The following is a 23,687-nucleotide window of genomic DNA, read 5'->3' as shown; positions in this document are numbered from 1 at the left end:
CGCCCACCCTGCCCGGCTATTCGGCTGCCGACAATTCGACGGGGCTGACGGCGGCGCTGGGGCTGGTGTCGCAGATCGTGTCGGGCCGCGGCGGCCAGGTCGAGGTGTCGCTGCGCGACGTGGTGCTGTCGCAACTGAACTACCGCGCGTCGGCATGGCTGAACGACGGCGTGGCACCGCAACGCCACCCATATGGTGCGCACTCGTATTACGTTCCCGCGCAACTGTTTCCGACCGCAGACGGCTATCTCGCGTTATTCATCACCCACGACGCGTTCTGGCGGTCGTTCGCCGCGGAGGCGGATATCGAGGGATTCCCGACGATGGCTGAGCGCGCGGCCAACCGCGACGAGGTGCTCGCGGTCGTGACCGCGGCGCTGGCCAACGACAGCGCGAAGGGTTGGGAGGCGCGGCTGCGCCCGCTCGGCATCCCGGCCGCTGCGGTGCGTTCACTTCCGGATGCGCTCGAGGCGATGCCCGAGGTGGTCGTGACAGCGGGCGAATTCCGCCTCGTGCGCAGCCCGATCCGGGTGTCCGGCTACGAGCCCGAGTACCTGCCGCCGCCGCAGCTCGACGAGCACGGTCCTGCCCGCGCGGCTCACTCGTACTCGACGACCACCGACTCCGACTCGGGCACGCCCTGACAGGTGAGGATGTACCCCTCGGCCACTTCGTCCTCATCCAGCGCGTCGTTGACGCGCATGGTCGCCTTGCCCTCAACCAGTCGGGCCATGCAGGTGCCGCAGTTTCCCGCCTCGCAACTGAAGGGCGGCGACAGGCCTGCCCGTCTGGCGCTCTCCAGCAGGGTCTCGTTCTCGACGCGCGGCACCGAAGCCTTCTTCCGGTCGAGCAGGATCGTGACAGTCCCCTCGACGGTCATCCAGCGTCTCCTTGCGCCATTGAGATTCTGCTTCTAAGAGAATACTATTCTCGCTCTAGGATAGTGTGTTCTCGGTAGGTTCCGCAACGTCGAGAGGGGTGGGTGAGCCGCGATGAGCGAACCGGCCGCCCTCGCATTTGACGAGCGTGAATACACCCTGGCCGAGCTCGACGCACTCGCTGACGGCATGGCCACAACGCTCGAGGGTCGCGGCGTCGGCGCAGGCGATCGGGTCGCGCTGATGTCGTCCAACCGGCCCGAGTTCGTGATCGCGTTGCGCGCGATCTGGAAGCTCGGCGCCGCCGCGGTGCTGCTGAGCCCGGCCTGGCGGGAGGCCGAGGTGCGCAACGCGCTCGCGCTGACAGCGCCGACGCATGCCGTCGGCGATCATCCGGTGCTGGGCGAGCTGATGCCCATGCTGTCGCTGGACGAGCCCATCGCGCCGGCCCGGCGTTCGTTCGCTGCGCCCGCCCCGGAGTCCGACGCGCTGTTCGTGTTCAGTTCCGGTACCACCGGCATGCCGAAGGCGGTTCGCCATACTCACGGCGGCTTCGCGGTGGCCGTGCGCCATTGGCGTGACGCGCTGGGCCTGACGTCGGCCGACCGCATGCAGATCGTCACGCCGCCGTCGCACATCCTCGGCCTGCTCAACATCGTGATGGCGCTCGACACCGGGGCCTGGATCCGGCTGCATCGCCGCTTCGACATCGACCAGATGCTGCATCACATCGAAACCGACCGCATCACGATCGAAATGGCCGTCGCCCCCATCGCGCTGGCGCTGGCCGCGCATCCCAAGCTGGATTCCTATGACATGACCTCGTTGCGGTATGTCATGTGGTGCGCGACGCCGGTCACCCAGAGTGTCGCCGAGGCCGTCACCGAACGGGTGGGCGTGAACTGGGTGACCGCGTACGGCACCAGCGAGCTTCCGGTCATCTCCTGCAATTCACTGAAGGGCGCGCGCCTCGACACCGTTGGGCGTCCGGTGCCTGGCGTCGACGTACGCATCGCCTCGCTCGACGACGGCCAACCCGTCTCAACGGGCGAGATCGGCGAGATCCAGGTCAAGTCCGACTCGGTGATGGCCGGCTATCTGCCTGATTCGGCGACGGCGCAGGCCTTTTCGGACGGCTGGTACCGGACCGGCGATGTCGGATACCTCGACGACGAGGGCTGGCTGCGCATCACGGATCGGGCGAAGGAGATGATCAAGGTGCGCGGGTTCCAGGTTGCGCCAGCCGAGATCGAGGCCGTGTTGCACGGACACCCCGCGGTGGACGACTGCGCCGTCTTCGGTGTCGACCATCCGGCCGACGGTGAGGCGATCGTCGCCGCCGTCGCAACGCACGGATCGGTGCACGCGGACGAACTCAAAGCGCTCGTCGCCGACCGGCTGGCGTCGTACAAGCAGCTCTGCCGTGTGGTCTTCGTTGCCCATATCCCGCGGCTGCCTTCTGGAAAGGTGTTGCGCCGAGTGCTGAAGGAGGAGCATGGACGTCCGGCTGACGGCTGAACAGCGGCAGTTGCGCGACGCCGCCGCCGCGGTGGCCGATGACCTCGGCCCGGGTTCGGTGGCCGACCTCGATGACGCCGACCGAATTGCGCGGCTGGAGAAGGCCATCGACGACACAGGTTTTCGCACGTTGCGCTCCGACGGTGCTTCCGGGGTCGAGGTGGCCCTGGTCGCCGAGGAGTTCGCCAGGGGACTGGTCGACGTGCCCTTCGTCGGTCCGGTCCTGATGGACGACCTTGGTCGCCGGATCGGTCGTGCACCGTCGCCGCCCGAGGTCGAACCAGGCACGGTGGATCTGACGAGAGACCTTGCCGAAGTGGTGGAGTCACCACCCGAGCTCGGCGAGCTCAGTGACGACGACGCAGGCAGGTGGCGGGCGCTCGCTCTGACGATCACCTGCGCCGACATCGTCGGCGCGGCACGGGGCGCGCATGCACTCGCCTGCGATTACGCGAAGGTGCGCGAGCAGTACGGGGCGACGATCGGGTCGTATCAGGCCGTCGCCCACCTGCTGGCCGAGAGCCTTGCGCTGATCGAGGGTTCCGTCAGCGTGCTTCGCCATGCCGCATGGGCGGTCGACGAACTGCCTGCGGCTGAAGCGGTCGAGGCTGCGCGGGTGGCCAAGATCTATTGTGCGCGTGCGGCCTTGACGACATGTGAGACGTCCATCCAGGTGCACGGCGGAATCGGCAACACCTGGGAATGCCTCGCCCACGTCTACCTGCGTAGGGTGTTGGCCGCCAGCGAGGCGTGGCCCGTCAAGCTCGAAGAGGTGTCCATTGGACTTTCGTGACTCACCGGAGGAGGCCGCCTTCCGGGAACGGTTGCGCGGTTGGCTGACCGAACAGAAGGGCAGATTCCCCACCTCGGGCGACGAGTACTGGGCCCGCCAAGGCGAATGGCACCAGGCGCTGTATCAGGCCGGCTTCTTCGGCACCTCGTGGCCCAAGAAGTACGGCGGTCAGGATCTGCCACCGGTCTACGACGTCATCGTCGACGAGGAGATCGCCAAGGCGGGCGCCCCGGCCCGGCCCAGCTTGGGTTACCTCGTTGTCGGGCTGTCCCACCACGGCAACGAGGAACTGCGGCAACGCTTTCTGCCGGGGATGATCAACGGTACGGAGAGGTGGTGCCAAGGATTCTCCGAACCGGGTGCGGGATCCGACCTCGCATCGCTGACCACGACGGCGACGCTCGACCCCGACACTGGTGAATACGTCATCCACGGCCACAAGATCTGGACCAGTTACTCCGACATCGCCGACTGGTGTCTGCTGCTGGCCCGCACCGACAAAGACGTGCCCAAGCACAAGGGCATCTCGGCGTTCATCGTCAACATGCACCAGCCCGGCATCGAGCAGCGGCCACTGAAGATGATCAGCGGCGTCACCAGGGAATTCGGGCAGGTGCTGTTCGACGGTGCCAGGGTGCCCGCCGAGAACATGGTCGGCGAGCCGGGAGAAGGCTGGAAACTGGCGATGACGGTCGTCAGCCATGAGCGTGAACCGTCAACGCTGGGATTCTCGGCCCGGTACGGAAAGCTGGTGCGCCAGTTGGCTGCTCGGGTCGATGGGCCGCCACCCGGTGAGCTCGCATGGGCCTGGGTGCAGACCGAGATGTTGCGGCTGCATGTGCGGCGGCGGTTGTCGGAACAACTCGACGGCCTCACCCATGGCCCGCAGGGTTCGCTGGACAAGCTGTTGATGACGTGGGTCGAGCAGTCGGTGGGCCACGCCGCGCTGGCCACCGTCGGCACCCGCGACGAGGAGTTGTTCGGCGCCTACATGTACAGCCGCGCGCAGAGCGTGATGGGTGGCACGTCCCAGATTCAGAAGAACATCATCGCGTCGCGCATCCTGGGATTAGGAGTCTGAATGTATGGAATGCCGGACGAAATCGACGTCAAGGCCGACGGTGCACTGCGCATCATCACGCTGAACCGGCCGGATGCGCTCAACGCGGTGAACGACAACCTGCACGTCGGGCTCGCGAAGATCTGGGAGCAGCTCAACGAAGACGCCTCGGCGCGAGTGGCCGTCATCACCGGTGCGGGCCGGGCCTTTTCCGCCGGTGGCGATTTCAACTATCTCGACGAGCTGCGCAACGACGAGGCGCTGCGGCAGAAGACCATCAAGCACGGCCGCGATCTGGTGATCGGGATGTTGCGCTGCCGGATACCGGTCATCGCCGCCGTCAACGGCCCCGCCGTCGGCCTCGGCTGCAGCCTGGCAGCGCTGTCCGACGTCGTCTACATTGCACCGGGCGCGCACTTCGCCGACCCGCACGTGCAGATCGGCCTCGTCGCCGCCGACGGAGGGCCGCTGGTGTGGGGCTCACAGATCAGCCTGCTGCAGGCCAAAGAGTTCGCACTGACCGGTGTGCGGATCAAGGCCGAGCGCGCCGTCGAACTCGGGCTCGCGAATCACGTGGTGGAAGATCCACTGGCCGAGGCGATTACCTGCGCCAAGAAGCTGATGGAGCTGCCTCAGCAGGCCGTGGAGGCCACCAAGCGACTGATGAACCTTCAGCTCGAGCAGAAGGTGATGGCCTCGCTCGACTACGCGAACCTCGCCGAGTACGTGTCGTTCGGCACCGCCGATTTCAACAAGATCGTCGACGGGCTGATCGCCAAAGACAAGTAGACCCGCTACGGCAAGCAGTTTCCGGACGTCTCGAAAACGTCCTGCTTCTCCGCGAGCCTCTGCCCGCAGACCGCGACAACGGTGTTGGGGCGCAACGGTACCCCGTGGCTCGGCACGAACTGCTGCGAACCATCGGGGTAGGTCACGAGGACTCTGTTCGAGACTTTGCCGCCGATGGCCATCACGTTGTTCCACCCGCCATGCACCATGGCGGTGCCGTTGATCGCGATGACGGTGTTGTCATGGTCGTTGGTGTACGGGTCGATGTAGTCCTTGAGGAAGCCCGCGCTGCCGTCGACCGCCAACACCCGGTTTCCCGTCCTGTTCTGGCCGACCGCCTCGGCTCTGGCGGGCCGGAAGATGCTGATCGCCAGTGCGCGGTTGCCGTCGGATGCATTCGCCTGGGCGCCGCTGGGCGAGTTGTCGCCGATTCCGATCGGGTCGCCCGGGCCGCGGTCGTAGGAGATACCCGGCAGCGCACTGGCGGTGCCCGCCCCGACCATCGCCGCTACGCCGACTCCGGCGGCCAGCGTTGTACCGACGGCGAGCCGGCGAACGAAAGTCTTGTCGAACATTGAGTGCCCCTCCTCGATGTCGCGAGCGTGATCGTTCGATCGTGGCCGCTGCGAAACTTGGTGGATTCAGTAGTGCACTACTGCACTTGACGTGGTCATTGCTCGGAGCGGTCGCAGTTCTTTTCACGTCGATTCAAACCGGTATCGCATCCGCGCAGCGGGGTTAGCGTCTGAATCACTGATCCGCAACCAGATTCAAGGGAGAAGTAGTGACCGTTGCGACGGAAACCGCGCTGCAAGTGAAACCGTTGTCCGGATGGACCGGTGCACTGATCACCGGAGTGGACCTGTCCGCGCCGCTGTCCGACGACGAGAAGGACGCCATCCGAGACGCGCTGCATCAGTGGAAGGTGGTGTTCTTCCGCGATCAGAACCTCGACCATGCATCGCAGATCGCTTTCGGTGCGCAGTTCGGCGAGGTGACGCCGGGCCACCCGTATGAGGGGGACTCCGCGCCGCCCGGCTTCCCGCAGATCCACACCGTCTCGCCAGCCGCGTACGACCACCGTTACGGCACCAGATACCGCAAGAGGCAGAGCCCGAACGGACCGAACTGGCACGCGGACGTGACGCCGTTGATCAATCCGCCGTCGCATTCGATCCTGCGCGCCGAGACGGTGCCGCCGTACGGTGGAGACACCCAGTTCGTCAACGTCGCTGCCGTATATCAGGGCCTTTCCGAACCGATGCGCGAGTTCATCGACGAGCTTCGAGCCGAACACCGCTTCGGGGCCAGCGTGGGCGCTGAGCGCAGCGGCGAGAAGATCGGCGACCTGGTGCGCACCAACCCGCTGGCGTCCATCCATCCGGTCGTCCGCGTCCATCCTGAGACCGGCGAACGAGCGCTGTACGTGAACCCGGGTTTCACCCGCGAGATCGTCGACCTCGCGCCGCATGAGAGCCGGCACGTGCTCGACCTGCTGTTCGAGGAGATTCGCCGCCCCGAGTATTCCGTGCGGTTCAAGTGGGAGCCGGGAAGCGTTGCCTTCTGGGACAACCGGGCCGCGCTGCACCTGGCGCCTCGCGACTTCGAACATGTTGAGGGCGACCGTGTTCTGCACCGCATCACACTGGTGGGCGACATTCCGGTCGGACCCGACGGCCGCAGGTCGGAGCCGATCTCAGGCGAGTTCTTCGGAGCCGCGTGACATGGCTACTGTCCTCTCCCGCCCGCGGGTGAGCACGGAGCCGGCAGCCGAGACGAAGGGCCGCGCGCTGGTCGACCCGCGCGCGGTCATCGGCAAGAGCCAACGTCGTCAGGTGATACCACGTCCGGTTCAGCGGATGCTCGGTCCGATACTGCTGGTCGCGTTGTGGCAAGTACTGTCGACAACAGGCATTTTCGACGAACGAACGGTGCCGCCACCGACACGCGTCGTCAAGGCAGGCATCCAGTTGATCGCCGAGGGGTCGCTGCAGGAGCATCTCATCACCAGCCTGATGCGGGTCGGTTACGGCATCGCCTTCGGGATCGCACTCGGCCTGAGCCTGGCGCTCATCGCGGGCCTGTCCCGCGTCGGCGAGAACTTCGTCGACGCGAACATGGAAGTGCTGCGGGCAGTTCCGAACTTCGCGCTGGTGCCGCTGCTCATCGTCTGGTTCGGCATCAGTGAGGTACCCAAGATCACCCTGATCACCCTGGCGGTGGCCGTCGCGATCTACATCAACACGTTCAGCGCGATCCGCAGCGTCGACGCCGGACTTGTCGAGGCGGCACGATCATGCGGCGCCGGACGGGGCGAACTGATCTATCGCGTCATCATTCCCGGGTCGCTTCCCGGGTTCCTGGTGGGACTGCGGTTGGCGCTGACCGCATCGTGGCTGTCGCTGATCTTCGCCGAGACCATCAACGCGAAGAAGGGGCTCGGCCGGATGATGACCGATGCTCGCGAGTACTTCCAGATCGACGTCGTCTTCGTGCTGATCGCGGTGTACGCGATTCTCGGGCTGACCTCGATCCTCATCGTGCGCTTCCTGGAGGCGCGGCTGCTGACGTGGAGGCGGGCCTATGACGGTGACTGAGATTGCCGCCGAGACCGTCGTCGCCGCCTGCGGCATCCGGAAGCGCTTCGGCGACAACGTCGTTCTCGACGGCCTTGACCTCGATATCCGGTCCGGCGAGTTCGTCGCGTTACTGGGGCGCAGCGGTTCGGGCAAGAGCACCTTCCTGCGGGCTCTGGGCGCCCTCGACCCCGACTTCGAAGGCGAGCTACGAGTCCCTGAGCGACGCGCGATCGTCTTTCAGGATCCGCGGTTGTTGCCATGGCAGCGTGTCCTGACCAACGTCACCATCGGGCTGCCTGCGACCGCGGCGGTGCGGGAGCAGGCCCGGGTTGCGCTTGCCGAGGTGAACCTCGCCGACAAGGCCAAGGTCTGGCCGCGCACATTGTCCGGCGGAGAGGCGCAGCGCGTCGCGTTGGCCCGCGCGCTGGTGCGAGAGCCCGAATTGCTGTTGCTCGACGAGCCGTTCGGCGCTCTCGACGCGCTGACGCGGATCAAGATGCACGCCCTGCTGATCGCGCTGTGTCGACGGCACACGCCGGCGGTCCTTCTGGTCACGCACGACGTCGACGAGGCGATCCTGCTGGCCGACCGGGTGATCGTATTGACAGACGGCGCCATCTCACTCGACGTGAATGTCGACGTTCCGGTCCCAAGGGTGAGGGATTCGCACGAGTTCGCGTCGCTGCGGCGCCGACTGCTCGCCGAACTCGGCGTCGCCGAAGAAGTCCAGCTCTGAACCGTGCCGCAGGGCACCTAGCCAAGGAATAACCATGTTCTCGCGTGCCAAGTTGAAATTCGCTGCATTGCAGGCAATTCCATTGCTGGCTCTCACCCTGGTCTCCGCTGGCTGCGGACTGCCCGACGACGAAGCCGGTGAAGCGATCGATTCGGTGGAGATCGCCACCAAGTCGGACGTACCCGCAGGCACCACACTCGTCGTCGCGGAGCAGAACGACACCCAGTCGTTGCCGTGGAACCTCTCCAACGCTGGCAAGGACGCACCGTACAGCGTCGAGTTCGCCGACTTCAGCGGTGGCGCAGCGGTGATCGAGGCGCTTCGTTCGGGCGCTGCCGACATCGGCTCGGTCGGTGAAGCGCCGGTGCCGATCGCCGTCGACAGCGGCGTCACCGATCTGGTCACCATCGGGCTGCAGGCCAATCCGGGCACCAGCGGCGGGTACTTCCTAGTCGCCAAGCCCGACAGCGGCATCACCAAGATCGAGGATCTGCGCGGCAAGCGCGTCGCCTATCCGCCAGGCTCGGGACGCCACATGATCACCGCCGCACTGCTCAAGAAGCACGGGCTGGATCTGCAAACCGATGTATCACCCGTGGAACTCGCTGGGGCAGAGGTGGTCCCGACGTTCGCGGCCGGTGCCGTCGATGCAGCCATCGTGCTGGGCAACCAGTACTACCAACTCGGGGAACCGCCGGTTCTCGGCGACGGGACGGGCATCAACACCGGAATCCAGACGCTGATCGTGCGCCGGGACATTCTCGACAACCCGGCCAAGGTGGCCGCCATCGGGGATTACCTGGGGCGGGCGATCGCCGCCAACAACTGGAAGGACTCACACGTCGACGTGTGGATCAACGAGTACTACGTCAAAGAGCAGGGCATCACCCTCGACCAAGGCAAGTCGCTCTACGAGCAGGACGGTCTGGCGACCTATTACCCGATCGACGACGCGTCGACCGCTTTGTTCCAGCGGGTGGCCGACGGGTTGTACGACACCGGAACCACCAAGACGCATGTCGACCTCAAGCCGTATGTCGACGACCGATTCAACGACATCGTCATAGCGCAAAACGAACTCGACGGCGTGACACCCAAGCCCATCAACACCTGACGAAAGAGGGGATCTGTCAGCATGACCCAAGTAGCGCAAGCGATCGACGTGCGGCCGCAGTCGGGCTGGACGGGCGCCGAGATTCACGGCGTCGACCTGACTAAACCGCTCCACGGTCAGCAGATCGCGGAAATCCGTGCGGCCCTGCTGAAATGGAAGGTCGTGTTCTTCCGCGACCAGTTCATCGACCATGACGACCATCTGCGTTTCGCGTCGGCCTTCGGGGCGCCCACGCCGGCGCACCCGCTGTTCGACTCCATTCCAGACCCGAACTATCCGACGATCTACCCGATCTTCCGCGACCGGTTCAAGGCCCGCTACGGCAGCAGCCGCGGTTTCGACAAGCCGCACTGGCATGCCGACGTGACGGCGGCGGTGAATCCACCCGCCGCGTCGATCCTGCGGGCCGAGGTGATCCCGCCCTACGGTGGAGATACCCAGTGGTCCAACACCGTCGCCGCCTACGAGGGGCTCTCGGCGCCGCTGCAGCGCCTCGCCGACAAACTGCGTGCGGTGCACCGGTTCTCGCCGCCGGAGGGAACCACCGCAACCGAGGACTATCAGCGTCGGGTGAACCGCCGCCCCTTGGTCACCGAACACCCTGTCGTCAGGGTCCACCCCGAGACGGGTGAGAAGGCGTTGTACGTCAACCCCGGCTTCACGACGCACATCGTCGGCGTCTCACCGCATGAGAGCCGGCGACTGCTCGACGTGTTCTACGACGAATTGGTGCGGCCCGAATACACGGTGCGACTCAAGTGGGAGCCGGGCAGTATCGCGTTCTGGGACAACCGATCCACTGTGCACCTCGCGCCGACCGACCTGACAGTCGACCACGACCGCCGACTGTACCGGGTGACGCTGGTCGGCGACGTGCCGAAGGGGCCGGACGGGCGCGAGTCGACTGCGCTCGACGGTGAGCCGTTCGAGGCGATCTGAAAGCTCCGCGGCCGGCGAGCGTGCGTGAACTCCGGGATTTGACCGGCGTGTCGCCTGCAGACACGCACGCTCGCCGAGGGAAGTCGCCGCACCGCGTCACTTCGGTGGGAAGCGCAGCGCTCCGTCGAGGCGAATGATCTCGCCGTTGAGGTAGTCGTTCTCGATGATGCTCTGCGCCAATTGCGCGTACTCGGCTGAGCGACCCATGCGCTTGGGGAACGGCACCTGCGGCCCCCAGTACTGCTCGAGCTGGTCGGCGGCCTTCCCGTAGGCAGGCGTGTTGATCGTGCCGGGCGCGATCGTGTTGACGCGGATGCCCAGCGGGGACAGGTCGCGCGCCGCAACCAGTGTCATGCCCAGCACGCCACCCTTGGCCGCGGAGTAGGGGAGCTGACCGATCTGGCCTTCGAAACCGGCGATGGACGCGGTGTTGACGATCGCGCCCCTGCCGCCCTCTTCCAACGGTTCCGATTTCGCGATCGCGGCGGCCGCCAACCGCATCACGTTGAACACCGCGGTCAGGTAGAACTCGATCGTCTTCCTGAACCCGTCGAGGTCAAGAGGCGATCCGTCCTTGCCGACGAGCCTGCCGCCGCTTGCCGGGCCGCCGTGGGTGTCGACCGAGATCCGCAGCGGAGCCAGTGCCGCTGCCTGCTCAATCGCCGCGTTGACGGATTCCTCCGAGGTGGCGTCGGTGCGCACGTACCGCACACCGAGTTCGCTCTCCAGTTCCTTGCCCTTGTCGTCGGCTAGGTCGGCCACGACGACCTTGGCCCCGGCGCCGTGCAGCCGGCGCACGGTCGCCTCACCGAGGCCACCCGCGCCGCCGACCACGATCGCGGAGCTACCGGCGATTTGCATATGGTTCCCCTTCTTGCAACTGGCACTCTCAATCGGAGAGAATAGCATTCTCACGCCGGATGAAACGGAGTCACCTCATGCCAGAAGCCGTCATCGTGTCCGCACTGCGCACGCCGATCGGGACCGCGATGAAGGGCACGCTGCGCGACACCGACGCCTATCAACTCGCCGACCACATGGTCGGCAGCACGGTCGCTGAACTCGGCAGAAGCGGGATCGACGACATCGTCCTCGGCGAAGGCCTCTACGGCGGCGGCGTGGTCGCTCGGCACGCCGCGATCACCGCGGGGCTGACCTCGGTGCCCGGGCTGGCCCAGAACCGGCACTGCGCCGCGGGCCAGGCCGCCGTGCAGAGCGCCGCGGCCAGCGTGCGCGCGGGCATGGACCAGCTGGTGCTGGCCGGCGGGGTGAATTCGGCGTCGACCTCGCCGCGGTTCAAGCGCAGGGCCAGCAGCGAAAAGGACGCCGAGTGGGTCGACTGGTTCCCGCCCACGCATCCCGACCGGCCCGACGCACCCAACATGGACATGTCGATCACCGTCGGGTGGAACGCCGCGGTCAAGGCCGGTGTCAGCCGCCAGGAGATGGACGAGTGGGCGTTGGGCTCACACCGCAAGGCGATCCAGGCCATCGACGAGGGGCGCTTCAAAGAAGAAATCGTGCCCATCGAAACGCCCCACGGGCTGTTCGAGGTCGACGAGCATCCGCGCCGCGACACCAGCATCGAGAAGCTGGCTGCGCTCAAGCCACTGCATCCCGAGATCGAGGGCTTCTCGATCACCGCGGGCAACGCGTGCGGCGCCAACGACGGCGCCGCACTGCTCGGCATCGCCAGCGACCGGCTCGGGCTGCCCGCGCTCGGCGCCATCAAGGCATGGGCGAGCGTCGGCGTCGACCCCGCCTCGACCGGGCTGGCGCCCGTCGAGGCCATACCCAAAGCCCTTGGCCGCGCCCGGCTTTCGCTGTCCGACGTGGACCTCTTCGAGATCAACGAGGCCTTCGCCTCGATGTGTGTCGCCACCATCAAGCTGCTCGACATCGACCCTGACATCGTCAACGTCAGCGGCAGCGGCTGCTCGCTCGGCCATCCGGTGGCGGCGACGGGAGCCCGCATGCTCGTCACCCTGGTGCACGAACTGCGAAGGCGCGGAGGAGGTATCGGCGTTGCAGCGATGTGCGCCGGAGGGGGGATGGGCTCGGCGACAGTGATCGAAGTGCCGGCGCCATAGGGCCACAATGACCATCGACGAGCTCATCACCGCGGCCCGCAACGGGTCCACGCGGGCAGCCGGGCGGCTGCTGAGCTTGGTCGAGAGTTCGCGGCGCGACGAGGTGCTCGAAGCGCTCGGCGCGACGACACCGCCGCGCGTTGTCGGGCTGACAGGCCCGCCGGGAGCGGGGAAGTCGACGACGGTGGCGGCGCTGGTCGGGGCGTACCGCAACCGCGGCATGCGGGTGGCCGTGCTGGCTGTCGATCCGTCGTCGCCCTACAGCGGCGGCGCGCTGCTGGGCGACCGCATCCGGATGGCCGCCCACATCAACGACCCCGATGTGCTGATCCGCTCGGTGGCCACGCGCGGTCATCTCGGCGGTCTTGCCGCGGCGGTACCGGCGGCGACTCGGCTGCTCGCCGCGCTGTCCTACGACCTGATCGTGGCCGAGACCGTCGGCGTCGGCCAATCCGAAGTCGAGGTCGTCGCGCTCGCGGACCCGACCGTCGTCATCCTCAATCCCGGTGCGGGAGACGCGATTCAGGCGGCGAAGGCAGGTCTGCTGGAAGTCGCCGACATCGTCGTCGTCAACAAGGCCGACCGCGAAGGCGCCGATCAGACCGTGCGCGACCTGCGGGCCGAAACGAAGGCCCCCATCCTGAAACTCGTCGCCGCACAAGGCGAAGGCATTCCCGAACTGGTGGACGCCATCGAGACGCATCACCGCGCCGACAGCCCGGAGCGGCGCAAGGCGCGGGCGCGCGCGCAGATCCTGTCACTGGCGCAGACCCGTCTGCGCAGCCACACCGACCTCGATCGCTTGGCTGAGGCGGTCTCCGACGGCCGGTCCGATCCCTACACGGCGGCAGAACAGCTGTTCGCCATCACCGTGGAGCCATGACGTGGAGAAAGCGACAACCGAACGGAGTTCAGCTGTGAGTGTTTCGAGTTCAACTGTTTCGGACGGCCCGGTGGTCTTCGATCCGTTCTCGGTTGACTTCTTCGACGCCCCGTACGAGACCTATCGCCGGATGCGCGACGAGGCACCGGTGTATTACAACGAGAAATACGACTTCTGGGCGCTCACCCGCTACGAGGACGTGGCGGCGGCCATCAGGGATCACGAGACGTTCTCGTCGGCGAAAGGCGTCACACTCGACCAGGTCAAGGCCAAGGACTCGCAGCCAGTCGGCGTCAAGATCATCATCAGCCTGGATCCGCCGGAGCACGAGCGGATGCGCAAGCTGGTCAACCGCGTATTCACGCCGCGTGCCGTCGCCTCACTGGAGTCGATGGTGCAGGCAACCATCGATCGCTATGTGAGCCAACTCGATCCGTCGTTCGATGCGGTCGCCGACTTCGCCGCCCTGTTCCCGGTGGAGATCATCACGTCCATGCTGGGGGTGCCCGCGCAGGACCGCCAGCAGCTGCGGCTGTGGCTCGACACCAGCCTGGAGCGCGAACCCGGCTCGATGAGCACCACGCCCGAAGGCATGGAGGCGGTGATGAAATCGGCCGCCTACTACTACGAGCTCATTCAGGAGCGCCGCAAGAAACCGCAGGACGACATGATCAGCCGGCTCATCGAGGCCGAAGTCGTCGAAGACGGAGAGGCCAGACGGCTCGACGACATCGAGATCACCGGGTTCTGCACCATGCTCGGCGGCGCCGGTGCGGAGACGGTGACCAAGCTCGTCGGCAACGCCGTCGTGGTGTTCGCCGACAACCCCGACCAGTGGCAGAAACTGCTGGACGACCGCAGCAAGATCCCGGCGGCGTTCGAGGAACTGCTGCGCTACGAGGGACCGTCGCAGTACCAGATCCGCACCACTACACGGGATATCACACTGCACGGCACCACGATTCCCGAGGGCGATCCAGTGCTGCTCATCAACGGCGCCGCCAGCCGCGACGAACGGTTCTTCCCCGACCCGGACCGGTTCGACATCGACCGCGAGCGCAAGGTCGGCTACAACCTCAACTTCGGCTACGGCATCCACAGCTGCCTGGGCGCTGCGCTGGCGCGGATGGAGGGTCGGCTCGCGCTGAACACGCTGCTCGACCTGATTCCTCGCTACGAGATCGACCGATCCGGGTTGAAGAGGGTGCACATGACGAACGTGTGCGGTTGGGCCAACGTGCCGGTGCGCGCGGTCTAGGCAACGAGTCGATCTGGTGCCGCCGGCTAGGGGACCGATCTGCCCGTGGCCGCGGCGTAGCCGGCCCGGTAGCCGAAAACCATTGCCGGGCCGATGGTTCCGCCGGCACCACCGTAGGCCTTGCCCGTCGCGCCCGCCATCGCGTTGCCCGCGGCGTACAGCCCCGGTATCGGCCTGCCGGTGACATGCATGACGTGGCCGTCGCGGTCGGTGCGCGGCCCGCCCTTGGTGCCCATCGCGCCCACCGTCACCGGGACCGCGTAGTACGGGGGAGTGTCGATGGGGCCCAGAGTCTTGCCCGCGGTCGTCGGCGCGGTGGTGTCGCCCCAGTAGCCGTCGTAAGCGCTTGAGCCGCGGCCGAAATCGGGATCGCGCTCGTGGGCGACGTTCTCGTTCCACGATTGCAGCGTGCGCGCCAGACCTTCGGCGTCGATGCCGGTCTTCTCGCTCAGTTCGGCCAGATCCTTCGACTGGCAGAACCATTGCGGCACGGGTCCGTCGGGTTCGACTCCCAAGAAGCCGTACCGCTTGAGGTGCTGGGAGTCGAAGACAATCCACGCCGGGTCGTTGATGTAGCCGTACCGCGGGTCGAGCTGGTGGAACGGGCCTGCCATCGAGTTGTATTCGCCTGCCTCGTTGAGGAATCGCTTGCCGTGGCGGTTCACGATGATGCTTCTCGGACGCGTGCGCTCCAGGCGCACGCTGCGACTGCGTGGTTTTCCTTCGAACGTGTCGCCGGGAATCTGAATGACCGGCACCCACCAGGCTTCACCCATGTTCGCCAGGTCGGCGCCATGCGCCATCGCCATCCGCAGCCCGTCGCCGGTGTTGTTGGGCGGCGAGACAGGCCCGCGCATGGGCCCGCGCAGAAACGCCTCGACCAGCGCCTTGTCCCATTCGAAGCCGCCGGTGCCGAGCACCACGCCGGCGCGGGCGCGAACGCGAACGTCCTTGCCGTCCTGCTGGATTCGCACACCGGCGATGGCGCCGTCTTCAGCGATCAACTCAGCGGCTCTGGCGTTGGTCTGCGGTGTGACGCCGCGGTCCAGCAGGCCCTTGAGCAGACCGGCGATCAGCGCGGCGCCCGCGACGCAGTAGTCGCCGTCTCGATCGTCCACCGAAGCATGGATGCGTGCCCGCGTCTCGGCGTCGATGCCGACGTTGCTGAAGTCGGCGGGAAACGATGTGATCCGGTCCTTCCAGTCGCCGAGGCGGGCCAGGTCGAACGGTTTGGCGTTCAGCGAGCGCCCACCAGTGGGTCGTCCGCCCGGCAGTTCGGGCTTGTAATCCGGGAAGCCCTCGGCGATTTCGAACCGCAGCTCGCTGTGTTCCTCGACGAAGTCGAGCATCTTCGGGCCGGTGCGCACGAACGTCTCGACAAGTTCGCGATCCATCACGCCCAGCGATTGCGCCTCGAGGTAGCGCAGCGCGTCGGCCTCGGTGAGTTCGCCGTCGGGCGAGCGGTTGTGTGCGGGGATCCAGACGATGCCGCCGGACACCGCCGTCGTCCCGCCGACGGTTGCGGCCTTCTCGTACACCGCGACCGATGCGCCGTTGGCCGCCGCGGCCAGGGCGGCCGTCAGGCCGGCGCCGCCACTGCCCAGCACGACGACGTCGACTTCGTTGTGCCAATCCGTCACCCGTTGCTCACCCCTTTCCGTGCCGATCCTCATGCGAGGATCTCGGACAATTCCTTGGCCGCCTTGATGACTGCGTCTTTGCCGCGAATGACGACGTCCTCGCGGTGAGAGATGAGATTGATGCACGTCGGCGGCGACGGCGGGCTGCGTCGGACCGGCACGGCAAGGCCGTAGGTGTTCGGTTCCACCTCGCCGTGGGTGATCACCCAGCCCTGCTGGCGCGTTTTCGGCACCAGGTCCCGCTCACCCGGTCGCGGCGGCATGCTGGCCAGCAGCGCGATCCCGGCGGCACCGCGATCGAGCGGGTAGCGGCTGCCTTCGTGGAACGAGAGTTGGTAGTAGACGTTCGTCGGCACGATCACCGCGATCGCGACCTGTTGATCGCCCTCGGCGACGAGCAGAGACACCGTGGCGCCGAGCTCGTCGGCCAAACCGCGCAGCGTCGGCAGGCTCAGCTGCCGCACGTTGTTGTCGAACGACGCGCCGAGCACCGCGAGCGCAGACGCCGACCGATAACGGCCGTCCTCACCCTTGGCCACGAAGCGGTACTGCGCGAGTGTCGTGAGCAACCGATACGCGATGGTGCGGTGCACACCGATGTCGTCGGCGACCTGCTGTGCGGTCAGGCCATTCGGGGACGCGGCGACCAGCTGAAGGGCGGCCAGGCCCCGCGCCAAGGTCTGCGAGCCGGGCGCGCCGTTCGGCCCGGCTGCGGCGCTGGCCCTCGGCATGGCGCCCTCCTTGACAGACCGATTGCTGAGAGTGATGCTCTGACTATAGTGCACGCAGATGTGCGATAAATGAGCAGAGTGCTTACAAATCACGAGAATTTGATTCTCGTCGGCAAGAGAGGGTGACGGGTGCCGGAGCACGAAAGCGTGTGGAGCGACCTGCAGGGCGTGGCGTTCTCACAGGGCTATCTCGACGCCGGCGGTGTCCGCACCCGCTACCTGCACGCCGGTGACCCGAGCAGTCCGACTCTGGTGCTGCTGCACGGCTCCGGCGGCCATGCCGAGGCCTACGTCCGCAACCTCGAGGCGCACGCCGAACACTTCTCCACCTGGGCGATCGACATGCTCGGGCACGGTTACACAGACAAGCCCGGTCACCCGTTGGAGATCAGCCACTACGTCTCGCACCTGATGGACTTCCTCGACGCCATCGGCGCCGAGCGGGCACACCTGAGCGGCGAGTCGCTGGGCGGCTGGGTGGTTTCACGCGCCGCCATCGACCATCCCGACCGCGTCGATCGGCTTGTGCTCAACACCGCAGGCGGGTCGCAGGCCGACCCCGAGGTGATGAAGCGGATCATTACGCTGTCCATGGCCGCGGTCGAAGCACCGACATGGGAAACGGTGCAGGCCAGGATCAAATGGTTGATGGCCGACAAGACAAAGGGCTACGACGACATCGTCGCCAGCAGGCAGCGCATCTACCGGCAACCGGGTTTCATCGCCGCCATGCGCGACATCATGGCGCTGCAGGATCCCGAGATCCGGGGGCGAAACCTGCTCGGGCCCAACGAATACGGTGTGATCAAGGCGCCGACGCTGGTGGTGTGGACCAGCGACGACCCCACCGCCGACGTCGACGAGGGCAGGCGGATCGCATCGATGATCCCCGGCGCGCGGTTCGAGGTGATGCCCGGTTGCGGTCACTGGCCGCAGTACGAGGACCCGAAGACCTTCAACCGGCTGCACGTGGACTTTCTGCTGGGGCGGTGACCATGACGCAGAACACCGACGGACATACCGGCGCGAGTCCCGACATCGTGATCGTCGGGGCCGGACCAGTGGGGCTCACTCTCGCGAACATCCTTGGACTGCAGGGTGTTCGGACGTTGGTCGTCGACGAACGGGACAGCCTGATCGACTACCCGCGCGGTGTCGGGCTTGACGACGAGGCGCTGCGCACATTCCAGTCGATCGGACTGGTCGAGCAGATTCTGCCCCACACCGTGCCCAACCAGATCCTGCGGTTCTTCGACGCGAACCGAAAGCTGCTGGCCGAGATGGCGCCGCCGGACGCCCGATTCGGATGGCCGAAGCGCAACGGTTTCGTCCAGCCGATGGTCGACGCCGAATTGCTGGCGGGACTCGACCGATTCGACCACGTCGAAGTCCGGTGGGGCCACCGGATGGAGAACTGCGCCGAAACCGCCGACGGCGTCACCGTGACGTTCGCCGACCGTCGCACCCCAGTCGCCACCCGCTACGTCGTCGGCTGCGACGGCGGCCGCAGCGCCACCCGGCACCTCATGGGCGTGTCGTTCGACGGCACCACCTCCTCGACCCGCTGGCTCGTCGTCGACTGCGCGAACGACCCGCTCGGGCACCCGAACAGCGAAGTGGGCGCCGATCCGAGGCGACCGTATGTCTCGATTTCGATCGCGCACGGTATCCGCCGCTTCGAGTTCATGATTCACGGCCACGAGTCCGACGAGGAAGCCGACAGTCCCGCATTCGTGCGGCGCATGCTCGCCCAGATGGTGCCCGACCCCGAGCGCGTCGACATCATCCGGCACCGGGTGTACACCCATCACTCGCGCATCGCAGGCGCATTCCGGAAGGGACGCCTGATGATCGCCGGTGACGCCGCCCACCTGATGCCGGTCTGGCAGGGGCAGGGCTACAACAGCGGCATCCGCGACGCGGCGAACCTCGGCTGGAAGCTCGCCGCGGTGGTGAAAGGACAGGCCGACGATGCGCTGCTGGATACCTACGACATCGAACGGCGCAAGCACGCGCGGGCGATGATCGACTTGTCAACCATGGTCGGGCGGGTGATCTCGCCGACGAACAGGCGCGTGGCGACGCTGCGAGACAAGGTCATCCACGCCGCGTCGGTGGTGCCCGCGCTGAAGAGATACGTGCTCGAGATGCGCTTCAAACCGATGCCGCGCTACGAGCAGGGAGCCGTGTACCACGGGGAGCCGCGGTCGGCGTCGTCGCCGACGGGAACGCTGTTCATCCAACCGCGCGTCGACACCCGCGACCGGCAGAACGTTCTGCTCGACGACATCCTCGGGCCCGGCTTCTCGGTGCTGTGCTGGAGCAACAACCCCTGCGCTCTGCTCGGCGACGAAGTGTTTGCCCGCTGGAAGGCCTTGGGCACCACCTTCGTTGCGGTGCGGCCGATGACGCAACTGCACTGGCGCGGCTACGACGACCCCGACGTCGTCATTGTCGGTGACCGCACCGGCGCCCTCAAAGCCTGGTTCGACACCCACACTGACTCGGTGCTGTTCCTCCGCCCTGACCGATGCATAGCAGGCGCCTGCATCGCGCAACGGGCCGCCGAACTCAGCGCATCACTGTTCAAGGTTCTTCATCTGACTTGGGAAGGAGGGAACGGTGCCAGTGAATCTCTGCTGTATGTCTCACAGCCCACTGCTGAATCTTCCGGGACCGTCGCAGGATCTCCTTGACGAGATCAACGCCGCCCTCGCCGACGCACGAAACTTCGTGCGCGCCTTCGACCCTGAGCTCGTCGTCATCTTCTCACCGGACCACTACAACGGCGTCTTCTACCGCATGATGCCGCCGTTCTGCATCAGCACGAAGGCGACCGGCGTAGGCGACTACGGCACCCAGGCCGGGCCCCTCGACGTGCCGGAGGACATCGCCACCGAGCTCGCCGAGGCGGTGCTGGCCGCCGACGTCGACGCCGCGATCTCGGCGAGCATGGAGGTCGACCACGGCACCGTGCAGCCGCTGCAGACGCTGTTCGGCGACGCCGCATCGCGTCCGGTCATCCCGATCTTCATCAATTCGGTCGCCACACCGCTTGGGCCGGTGCGACGGTCACGGGCGCTGGGCACCGCTGTCGGCAATTTCCTGAAGACACTGGACAAGCGCGTCCTCGTGATCGGCTCGGGCGGTCTCTCGCATGACCCTCCGGTTCCGACCCTGAAGACCGCGCCAGTTGCCGCGCTCGATCGGATCGTGCTCGGCGAGCCGATGTCCGACGAGCAGCGCCAGGCACGTCAGGTCGCCGTCATCGAGGCGGCGGAGAACTTCGCGCACGGGGAGAGCACGTTGCAGCCACTGAACCCGGAATGGGACGACCGCTTCCTGCAAATCGTTGACAGCGGCCATCTTTCCGATGTCGACGGCTGGTCTCCGTCGTGGATGGCGCATGAGGCGGGCAACTCGGCGCACGAAGTGCGTACCTGGATCGCCGCCTTCGCAGCGATGGCCGCGCAGGGCGCGTATCAGACGGAGAACCGGTTCTACCGCGCGGCTCCGGAGCTGATCGCCGGATTCGCCGTCAGGACGGCGGTGCCGGCATCATGACGTCAAACGGATTCGACAAGACGGTCGACGTCCTCATCGTCGGCTCCGGCGGTGGCGGCATGACCGCCGCGCTGACCGCCCAGGCCGCGGGCCTCGATGCGCTCGTGGTCGAGAAGTCGGCGCGCTTCGGCGGTTCGACCGCGCTGTCCGGCGGCGGCATCTGGGTGCCCGGCGCGCCGTCGCAGCGCAGAGAGGGCTATATACCCGACCCCGACGGCGTCTTCACGTACCTGAAGACGATCACCGACGGCCTGGTCAGCGACGAGCGGCTACGGCAATACGTCGATTCGGCGCCGAAGATGATGGAGTTCCTGGAAGGACGAAGCCGCTGGCTGGAGTTCGTCTGGAAGCCCGGCTACGCCGACTACTACCCGGAACTGCCCGGTGGATCGCCCCTCGGCAGCACGATCAACGTGCCCGCGATCGACCTGCGCAAGCTCGGCGACGAGGAGCAGAACCTGTTGCAGCCGCTGGCGCTGGCGCCGCGCGGAATCTGGTTCGCACCCAAGGATCTGCGCCTGTTCTACCAGGTGCGGCAGAACTGGCGCGGCAAAGCGGTTCTGCTGAAGCTGATCTGGCGGATGTTCCGGGCACGGGTGTTCGGCGACCGGATGGCCGCGATCGGACAGTCGCTGGCCGCTCGGCTGCGGCTGGCCATGAAGGAACGCGACATCGCGCTGTGGCTCAACTCGCCGATGACGGAACTCATCACCGACGTCGAGGGCGCTGTCGTCGGCGCCGTGGTGGAACGCGACGGCCAGCCGCTGCGCATCGAGTCCCGCGGAGGTGTCATCCTGGCGTCGGGCGGGTTCGAGCACGACATGGAGTGGCGCCGCCAACATCTGCCGGCGCTCGAAAAGGATTGGAGTTTCGGCAATCCGGCGTCGATGGGAGACGGCATCCGCGCGGGGGAGAAGGTCGGCGGCTCGACCGATCTGCTCGACGAGGCGTGGTGGTTTCCCGCGATCTGCTGGCCCGACGGGCGCCTGCAGTTCATGCTCAACGAGCGGATGATGCCCGCCCAGTTCGTCGTCAACGGCGACGGCAAGCGGTTCATCAATGAGGCGGCGCCCTATATGGATTTCGCTCACGCCATGATCGAGGGCCAGAAGTCCGGTGTCACCCACATCCCGTGCTGGCTGATCACCGACATCCGGTCCTTCCACCGGTACGTGGTGGCCGGGCATCTGCCGATTCCGAAGGTGCCGTTCGCCCCGGTGCCCACCGGATGGAAGGTGCCGAAGGCATGGCTCGAGTCGGGGGTGGTGGCCGAAGCCAACAGCTTCGAGGAGCTCGCGACCAAGATCGGTGTGCCGCCGGCCCAGTTGCGGCGGACGGCCGACCGTTTCAACGAGCTGGCGCGCAAGGGTCACGACGACGACTTCAACCGCGGCGACTCGAAGTACGACAACTACTACGGCGACCCGACGCTGCCGAACCCCAACCTGCACCCGTTGGGTAAGCCGCCGTACTACGCGTTCCAGATCATCCTCGGCGACCTGGGCACATCGGGTGGCTTGCGCACCGATGAGTTCGCCCGCGTTCTGCGCAGCGACGACAGCGTCATCAAGGGGCTCTACGCCGTCGGCAACACCTCGGCCGCGGTGATGGGGCGCAGCTATGCCGGTGCGGGCGCGACCATCGGCCCGGCGATGACCTTCGGCTATGTGGCCGCCAAGCACATCGAAGACCAGCTGCCAGGCGCCGGTGGCGATAGCACCGATTCGACACTCGATTCACATCGAAAGGTAACCAGATGAAGATCTCGCTGTTCTACGAGTTTCCGCTGCCGCGGCCGTGGAGTGACGACGACGAGCACAAGCTTTTCCAGCACGGCCTCGACGAGGTGGAGGCCGCCGACAAGGCCGGCTTCTCGACGGTGTGGCTGACCGAGCACCACTTCCTCGAGGAGTACTGCCACTCGACGGCGCCGGAGATCTTCCTGTCCGCAGCCAGCCAGCGCACCAAGGACATTCGGCTCGGGTTCGGCATCATGCATCTGCCGCCCGCGGTCAACCATCCGGCGCGCGTGGCCGAGCGGGTGTCGACGCTCGACCTGATCTCCAACGGCCGCGTCGAGTTCGGCACCGGCGAGTCTTCGTCGGTGGGCGAGCTGGGTGGCTTCGGCATCGACCCCGCCGACAAGCGCAGGATGTGGGAGGAAGCGCTTGAGGTGGCGATCCGCTGCATGATCGAGGAGCCGTTCACCGGCTTCAAGGGCGAACACATCGAGATGCCGCCGCGCAACGTGATCCCCAAGCCGTTCCAGAAGCCGCATCCGCCGGTGTGGGTGGCGTGCACCAGGCCGGCCTCGGTGTCCATGGCGGCGCAAAAGGGCCTCGGCGCATTGAGTTTTGCCTACACGGGCCCCGGCCCGCTGGCCGAGCGGGTCAACGGCTACTACAAGGAGTTCGAAGAGAGCGCCGTGCCCGTGACGCCGCAGGTGAACCCCAACATCCTCGCCATCGGCGGCGACCTGTCGATGATGGTGGCGCCCACCGACGAGCAGGCCATCGAGCGGCTCGGCAAGGGCGGCGGCTTCTTCGCGTTCGGCATCATGCACTACTACATGACCGGTATGCACACTCCGGGACGCACAGGTGTCTGGAAGCGCCATCTCGAGGAGATCGAGAAGGATCCGAGCATCATCTACGGCCCCGACCGCGGACCGATCGGCAGCCCCGAAACCGTTCGCAAATTCCTTCGCGGATACGAGGAAAGCGGTGTCGACGAGTTGATCCTGCTGCTCACGCCGCGCAGGCACGAGGAGACCATGGAGTCCATCGAGCTGATGGGCAAGGAGGTGCTGCCCGAATTCATCGAACGCCACGAGAAGGCCGCCGCCGAGAAGGCCAAACGGCTCGAACCGGTGCTCGAACAGGTCGAGGCGCGCAGGCCCGCGTCGACGGCGCCCGAGTTCGACGAGACCTACGCCTTCGGTGGGCTGCCCACCGGCCGTGAGAACTACACCGCCAACGAGGTGTCGCTCGCGATGGAGGAGATGAACGCGGGCATCGAAGCGGCGGCGGCCAAGTTGAAGTCGGGGGAGGGATGGGACAGCAGGAATCCTTCAGCGGACGCGAGGAGCAAAAAATAGATCAGCGGACGCGAGGAG

The 23,687-nt window shown here is 66.4% G+C and carries 23 protein-coding genes; 18 read left to right on the top strand and 5 right to left on the bottom strand.

The genetic code is table 11. The features are described from left to right. Nucleotides 1–644 (top strand): CoA transferase (locus CQY20_RS03310; protein ID WP_207767240.1); only part of this gene is annotated, 644 nt, incomplete at its 5' end. Here CQY20_RS03310 and CQY20_RS03305 read toward each other — a convergent pair. Further along, entirely contained in the window at nucleotides 599–880 is a 282-nt protein-coding gene (locus CQY20_RS03305) for a 2Fe-2S iron-sulfur cluster-binding protein (protein WP_097938217.1), read from the bottom strand. The two genes, CQY20_RS03310 and CQY20_RS03305, sit on opposite strands and share 46 nt — an antisense overlap. A 112-nt stretch (nucleotides 881–992) precedes the next feature. On the opposite strand from CQY20_RS03305, the gene CQY20_RS03300 reads away from it, so the two are divergent. The 4 genes from CQY20_RS03300 to CQY20_RS03285 are packed head-to-tail and all read left to right on the top strand — an operon-like array spanning nucleotide 993 to nucleotide 5,038. Beyond that, entirely contained in the window at nucleotides 993–2,396 is a 1,404-nt protein-coding gene (locus CQY20_RS03300) for a class I adenylate-forming enzyme family protein (RefSeq protein WP_097938216.1), read from the top strand. Continuing rightward, nucleotides 2,374–3,189: an acyl-CoA dehydrogenase family protein gene (locus CQY20_RS03295; RefSeq protein WP_097938215.1), complete on the top strand. Its 816-nt coding sequence runs from the start codon at nucleotides 2,374–2,376 to the stop codon at nucleotides 3,187–3,189. The genes CQY20_RS03300 and CQY20_RS03295 overlap by 23 nt, the downstream gene beginning before the upstream one ends. Then, entirely contained in the window at nucleotides 3,176–4,270 is a 1,095-nt protein-coding gene (locus CQY20_RS03290) for an acyl-CoA dehydrogenase family protein (protein ID WP_097938214.1), read from the top strand. Before CQY20_RS03295 ends, CQY20_RS03290 begins: the two co-directional genes overlap by 14 nt. Continuing rightward, nucleotides 4,271–5,038, top strand: a complete 768-nt coding sequence (locus CQY20_RS03285) for an enoyl-CoA hydratase/isomerase family protein (protein ID WP_097938213.1) — start codon at nucleotides 4,271–4,273, stop codon at nucleotides 5,036–5,038. Between the two features lie 5 nt (nucleotides 5,039–5,043). Here the strand turns inward: CQY20_RS03285 and CQY20_RS03280 are convergent, their stop codons facing one another. After that, entirely contained in the window at nucleotides 5,044–5,613 is a 570-nt protein-coding gene (locus CQY20_RS03280) for a hypothetical protein (RefSeq protein ID WP_097938212.1), read from the bottom strand. A gap of 209 nt (nucleotides 5,614–5,822) precedes the next feature. On the opposite strand from CQY20_RS03280, the gene CQY20_RS03275 reads away from it, so the two are divergent. The 5 genes from CQY20_RS03275 to CQY20_RS03255 are packed head-to-tail and all read left to right on the top strand — an operon-like array spanning nucleotide 5,823 to nucleotide 10,406. Beyond that, the gene (locus CQY20_RS03275; RefSeq protein ID WP_097938211.1) at nucleotides 5,823–6,761 is read left to right on the top strand and encodes a TauD/TfdA dioxygenase family protein; all 939 of its coding nucleotides are present in this window, start codon (nucleotides 5,823–5,825) and stop codon (nucleotides 6,759–6,761) included. A gap of 1 nt (nucleotide 6,762) precedes the next feature. Beyond that, the gene (locus CQY20_RS03270) at nucleotides 6,763–7,635 is read left to right on the top strand and encodes an ABC transporter permease (protein WP_097938210.1); all 873 of its coding nucleotides are present in this window, start codon (nucleotides 6,763–6,765) and stop codon (nucleotides 7,633–7,635) included. Beyond that, the gene (locus CQY20_RS03265) at nucleotides 7,622–8,353 is read left to right on the top strand and encodes an ABC transporter ATP-binding protein (RefSeq protein WP_097938209.1); all 732 of its coding nucleotides are present in this window, start codon (nucleotides 7,622–7,624) and stop codon (nucleotides 8,351–8,353) included. The genes CQY20_RS03270 and CQY20_RS03265 overlap by 14 nt, the downstream gene beginning before the upstream one ends. Before the next feature lie 34 nt (nucleotides 8,354–8,387). Then, nucleotides 8,388–9,467, top strand: coding sequence for a PhnD/SsuA/transferrin family substrate-binding protein (locus CQY20_RS03260; protein ID WP_234816074.1), 1,080 nt, complete (start codon nucleotides 8,388–8,390; stop codon nucleotides 9,465–9,467). A gap of 21 nt (nucleotides 9,468–9,488) precedes the next feature. Further along, entirely contained in the window at nucleotides 9,489–10,406 is a 918-nt protein-coding gene (locus CQY20_RS03255; protein WP_097938208.1) for a TauD/TfdA dioxygenase family protein, read from the top strand. A 96-nt stretch (nucleotides 10,407–10,502) separates the two neighbouring features. Here the strand turns inward: CQY20_RS03255 and CQY20_RS03250 are convergent, their stop codons facing one another. Continuing rightward, nucleotides 10,503–11,267, bottom strand: a complete 765-nt coding sequence (locus tag CQY20_RS03250; protein ID WP_097938207.1) for an SDR family NAD(P)-dependent oxidoreductase — start codon at nucleotides 11,265–11,267, stop codon at nucleotides 10,503–10,505. 77 nt (nucleotides 11,268–11,344) lie between these two features. Here CQY20_RS03250 and CQY20_RS03245 point away from each other — a divergent pair, with 77 nt between their 5' ends. Genes CQY20_RS03245 through CQY20_RS03235 form a run of 3 tightly spaced genes read left to right on the top strand, consistent with a single transcriptional unit; the run spans nucleotide 11,345 to nucleotide 14,637 of the window. Then, complete coding sequence (locus CQY20_RS03245) at nucleotides 11,345–12,496, top strand: thiolase family protein (RefSeq protein WP_097938206.1); 1,152 nt, start codon at nucleotides 11,345–11,347, stop codon at nucleotides 12,494–12,496. 7 nt (nucleotides 12,497–12,503) lie between these two features. Beyond that, complete coding sequence (gene meaB / locus CQY20_RS03240) at nucleotides 12,504–13,379, top strand: methylmalonyl Co-A mutase-associated GTPase MeaB (RefSeq protein ID WP_097938205.1); 876 nt, start codon at nucleotides 12,504–12,506, stop codon at nucleotides 13,377–13,379. Nucleotides 13,380–13,413: 34 nt separating this feature from the next. Next, a complete protein-coding gene (locus CQY20_RS03235) occupies nucleotides 13,414–14,637 on the top strand; it encodes a cytochrome P450 (protein ID WP_234816073.1) in 1,224 nt (407 codons plus the stop codon). A 26-nt stretch (nucleotides 14,638–14,663) separates the two neighbouring features. On the opposite strand, the gene CQY20_RS03230 is transcribed toward CQY20_RS03235, so the two are convergent. Continuing rightward, complete coding sequence (locus CQY20_RS03230) at nucleotides 14,664–16,310, bottom strand: FAD-dependent oxidoreductase (RefSeq protein WP_420093240.1); 1,647 nt, start codon at nucleotides 16,308–16,310, stop codon at nucleotides 14,664–14,666. Then, nucleotides 16,307–17,008, bottom strand: coding sequence for an IclR family transcriptional regulator (locus CQY20_RS03225; protein WP_097938203.1), 702 nt, complete (start codon nucleotides 17,006–17,008; stop codon nucleotides 16,307–16,309). Before CQY20_RS03225 ends, CQY20_RS03230 begins: the two co-directional genes overlap by 4 nt. A 129-nt stretch (nucleotides 17,009–17,137) precedes the next feature. Between CQY20_RS03225 and CQY20_RS03220 the strand changes: the two genes are divergently transcribed. The 5 genes from CQY20_RS03220 to CQY20_RS03200 are packed head-to-tail and all read left to right on the top strand — an operon-like array spanning nucleotide 17,138 to nucleotide 23,669. Next, entirely contained in the window at nucleotides 17,138–18,001 is an 864-nt protein-coding gene (locus tag CQY20_RS03220; protein ID WP_097938202.1) for an alpha/beta fold hydrolase, read from the top strand. A gap of 2 nt (nucleotides 18,002–18,003) precedes the next feature. Next, complete coding sequence (locus CQY20_RS03215) at nucleotides 18,004–19,704, top strand: bifunctional 3-(3-hydroxy-phenyl)propionate/3-hydroxycinnamic acid hydroxylase (RefSeq protein WP_097938244.1); 1,701 nt, start codon at nucleotides 18,004–18,006, stop codon at nucleotides 19,702–19,704. Beyond that, entirely contained in the window at nucleotides 19,652–20,572 is a 921-nt protein-coding gene (locus CQY20_RS03210) for a 3-carboxyethylcatechol 2,3-dioxygenase (RefSeq protein ID WP_097938201.1), read from the top strand. Before CQY20_RS03215 ends, CQY20_RS03210 begins: the two co-directional genes overlap by 53 nt. Then, nucleotides 20,569–22,332, top strand: a complete 1,764-nt coding sequence (locus CQY20_RS03205) for an FAD-binding protein (protein ID WP_097938200.1) — start codon at nucleotides 20,569–20,571, stop codon at nucleotides 22,330–22,332. The genes CQY20_RS03210 and CQY20_RS03205 overlap by 4 nt, the downstream gene beginning before the upstream one ends. Continuing rightward, entirely contained in the window at nucleotides 22,329–23,669 is a 1,341-nt protein-coding gene (locus CQY20_RS03200) for an LLM class flavin-dependent oxidoreductase (RefSeq protein WP_097938199.1), read from the top strand. Before CQY20_RS03205 ends, CQY20_RS03200 begins: the two co-directional genes overlap by 4 nt. Nucleotides 23,670–23,687 lie beyond the last annotated feature (18 nt).

This window comes from Mycolicibacterium agri, from assembly GCF_002553505.1.
Taxonomy (GTDB): Bacteria; Actinomycetota; Actinomycetes; order Mycobacteriales; family Mycobacteriaceae; genus Mycobacterium; species Mycobacterium agri.
This window is presented reverse-complemented; position numbering and strand designations above follow the sequence as displayed.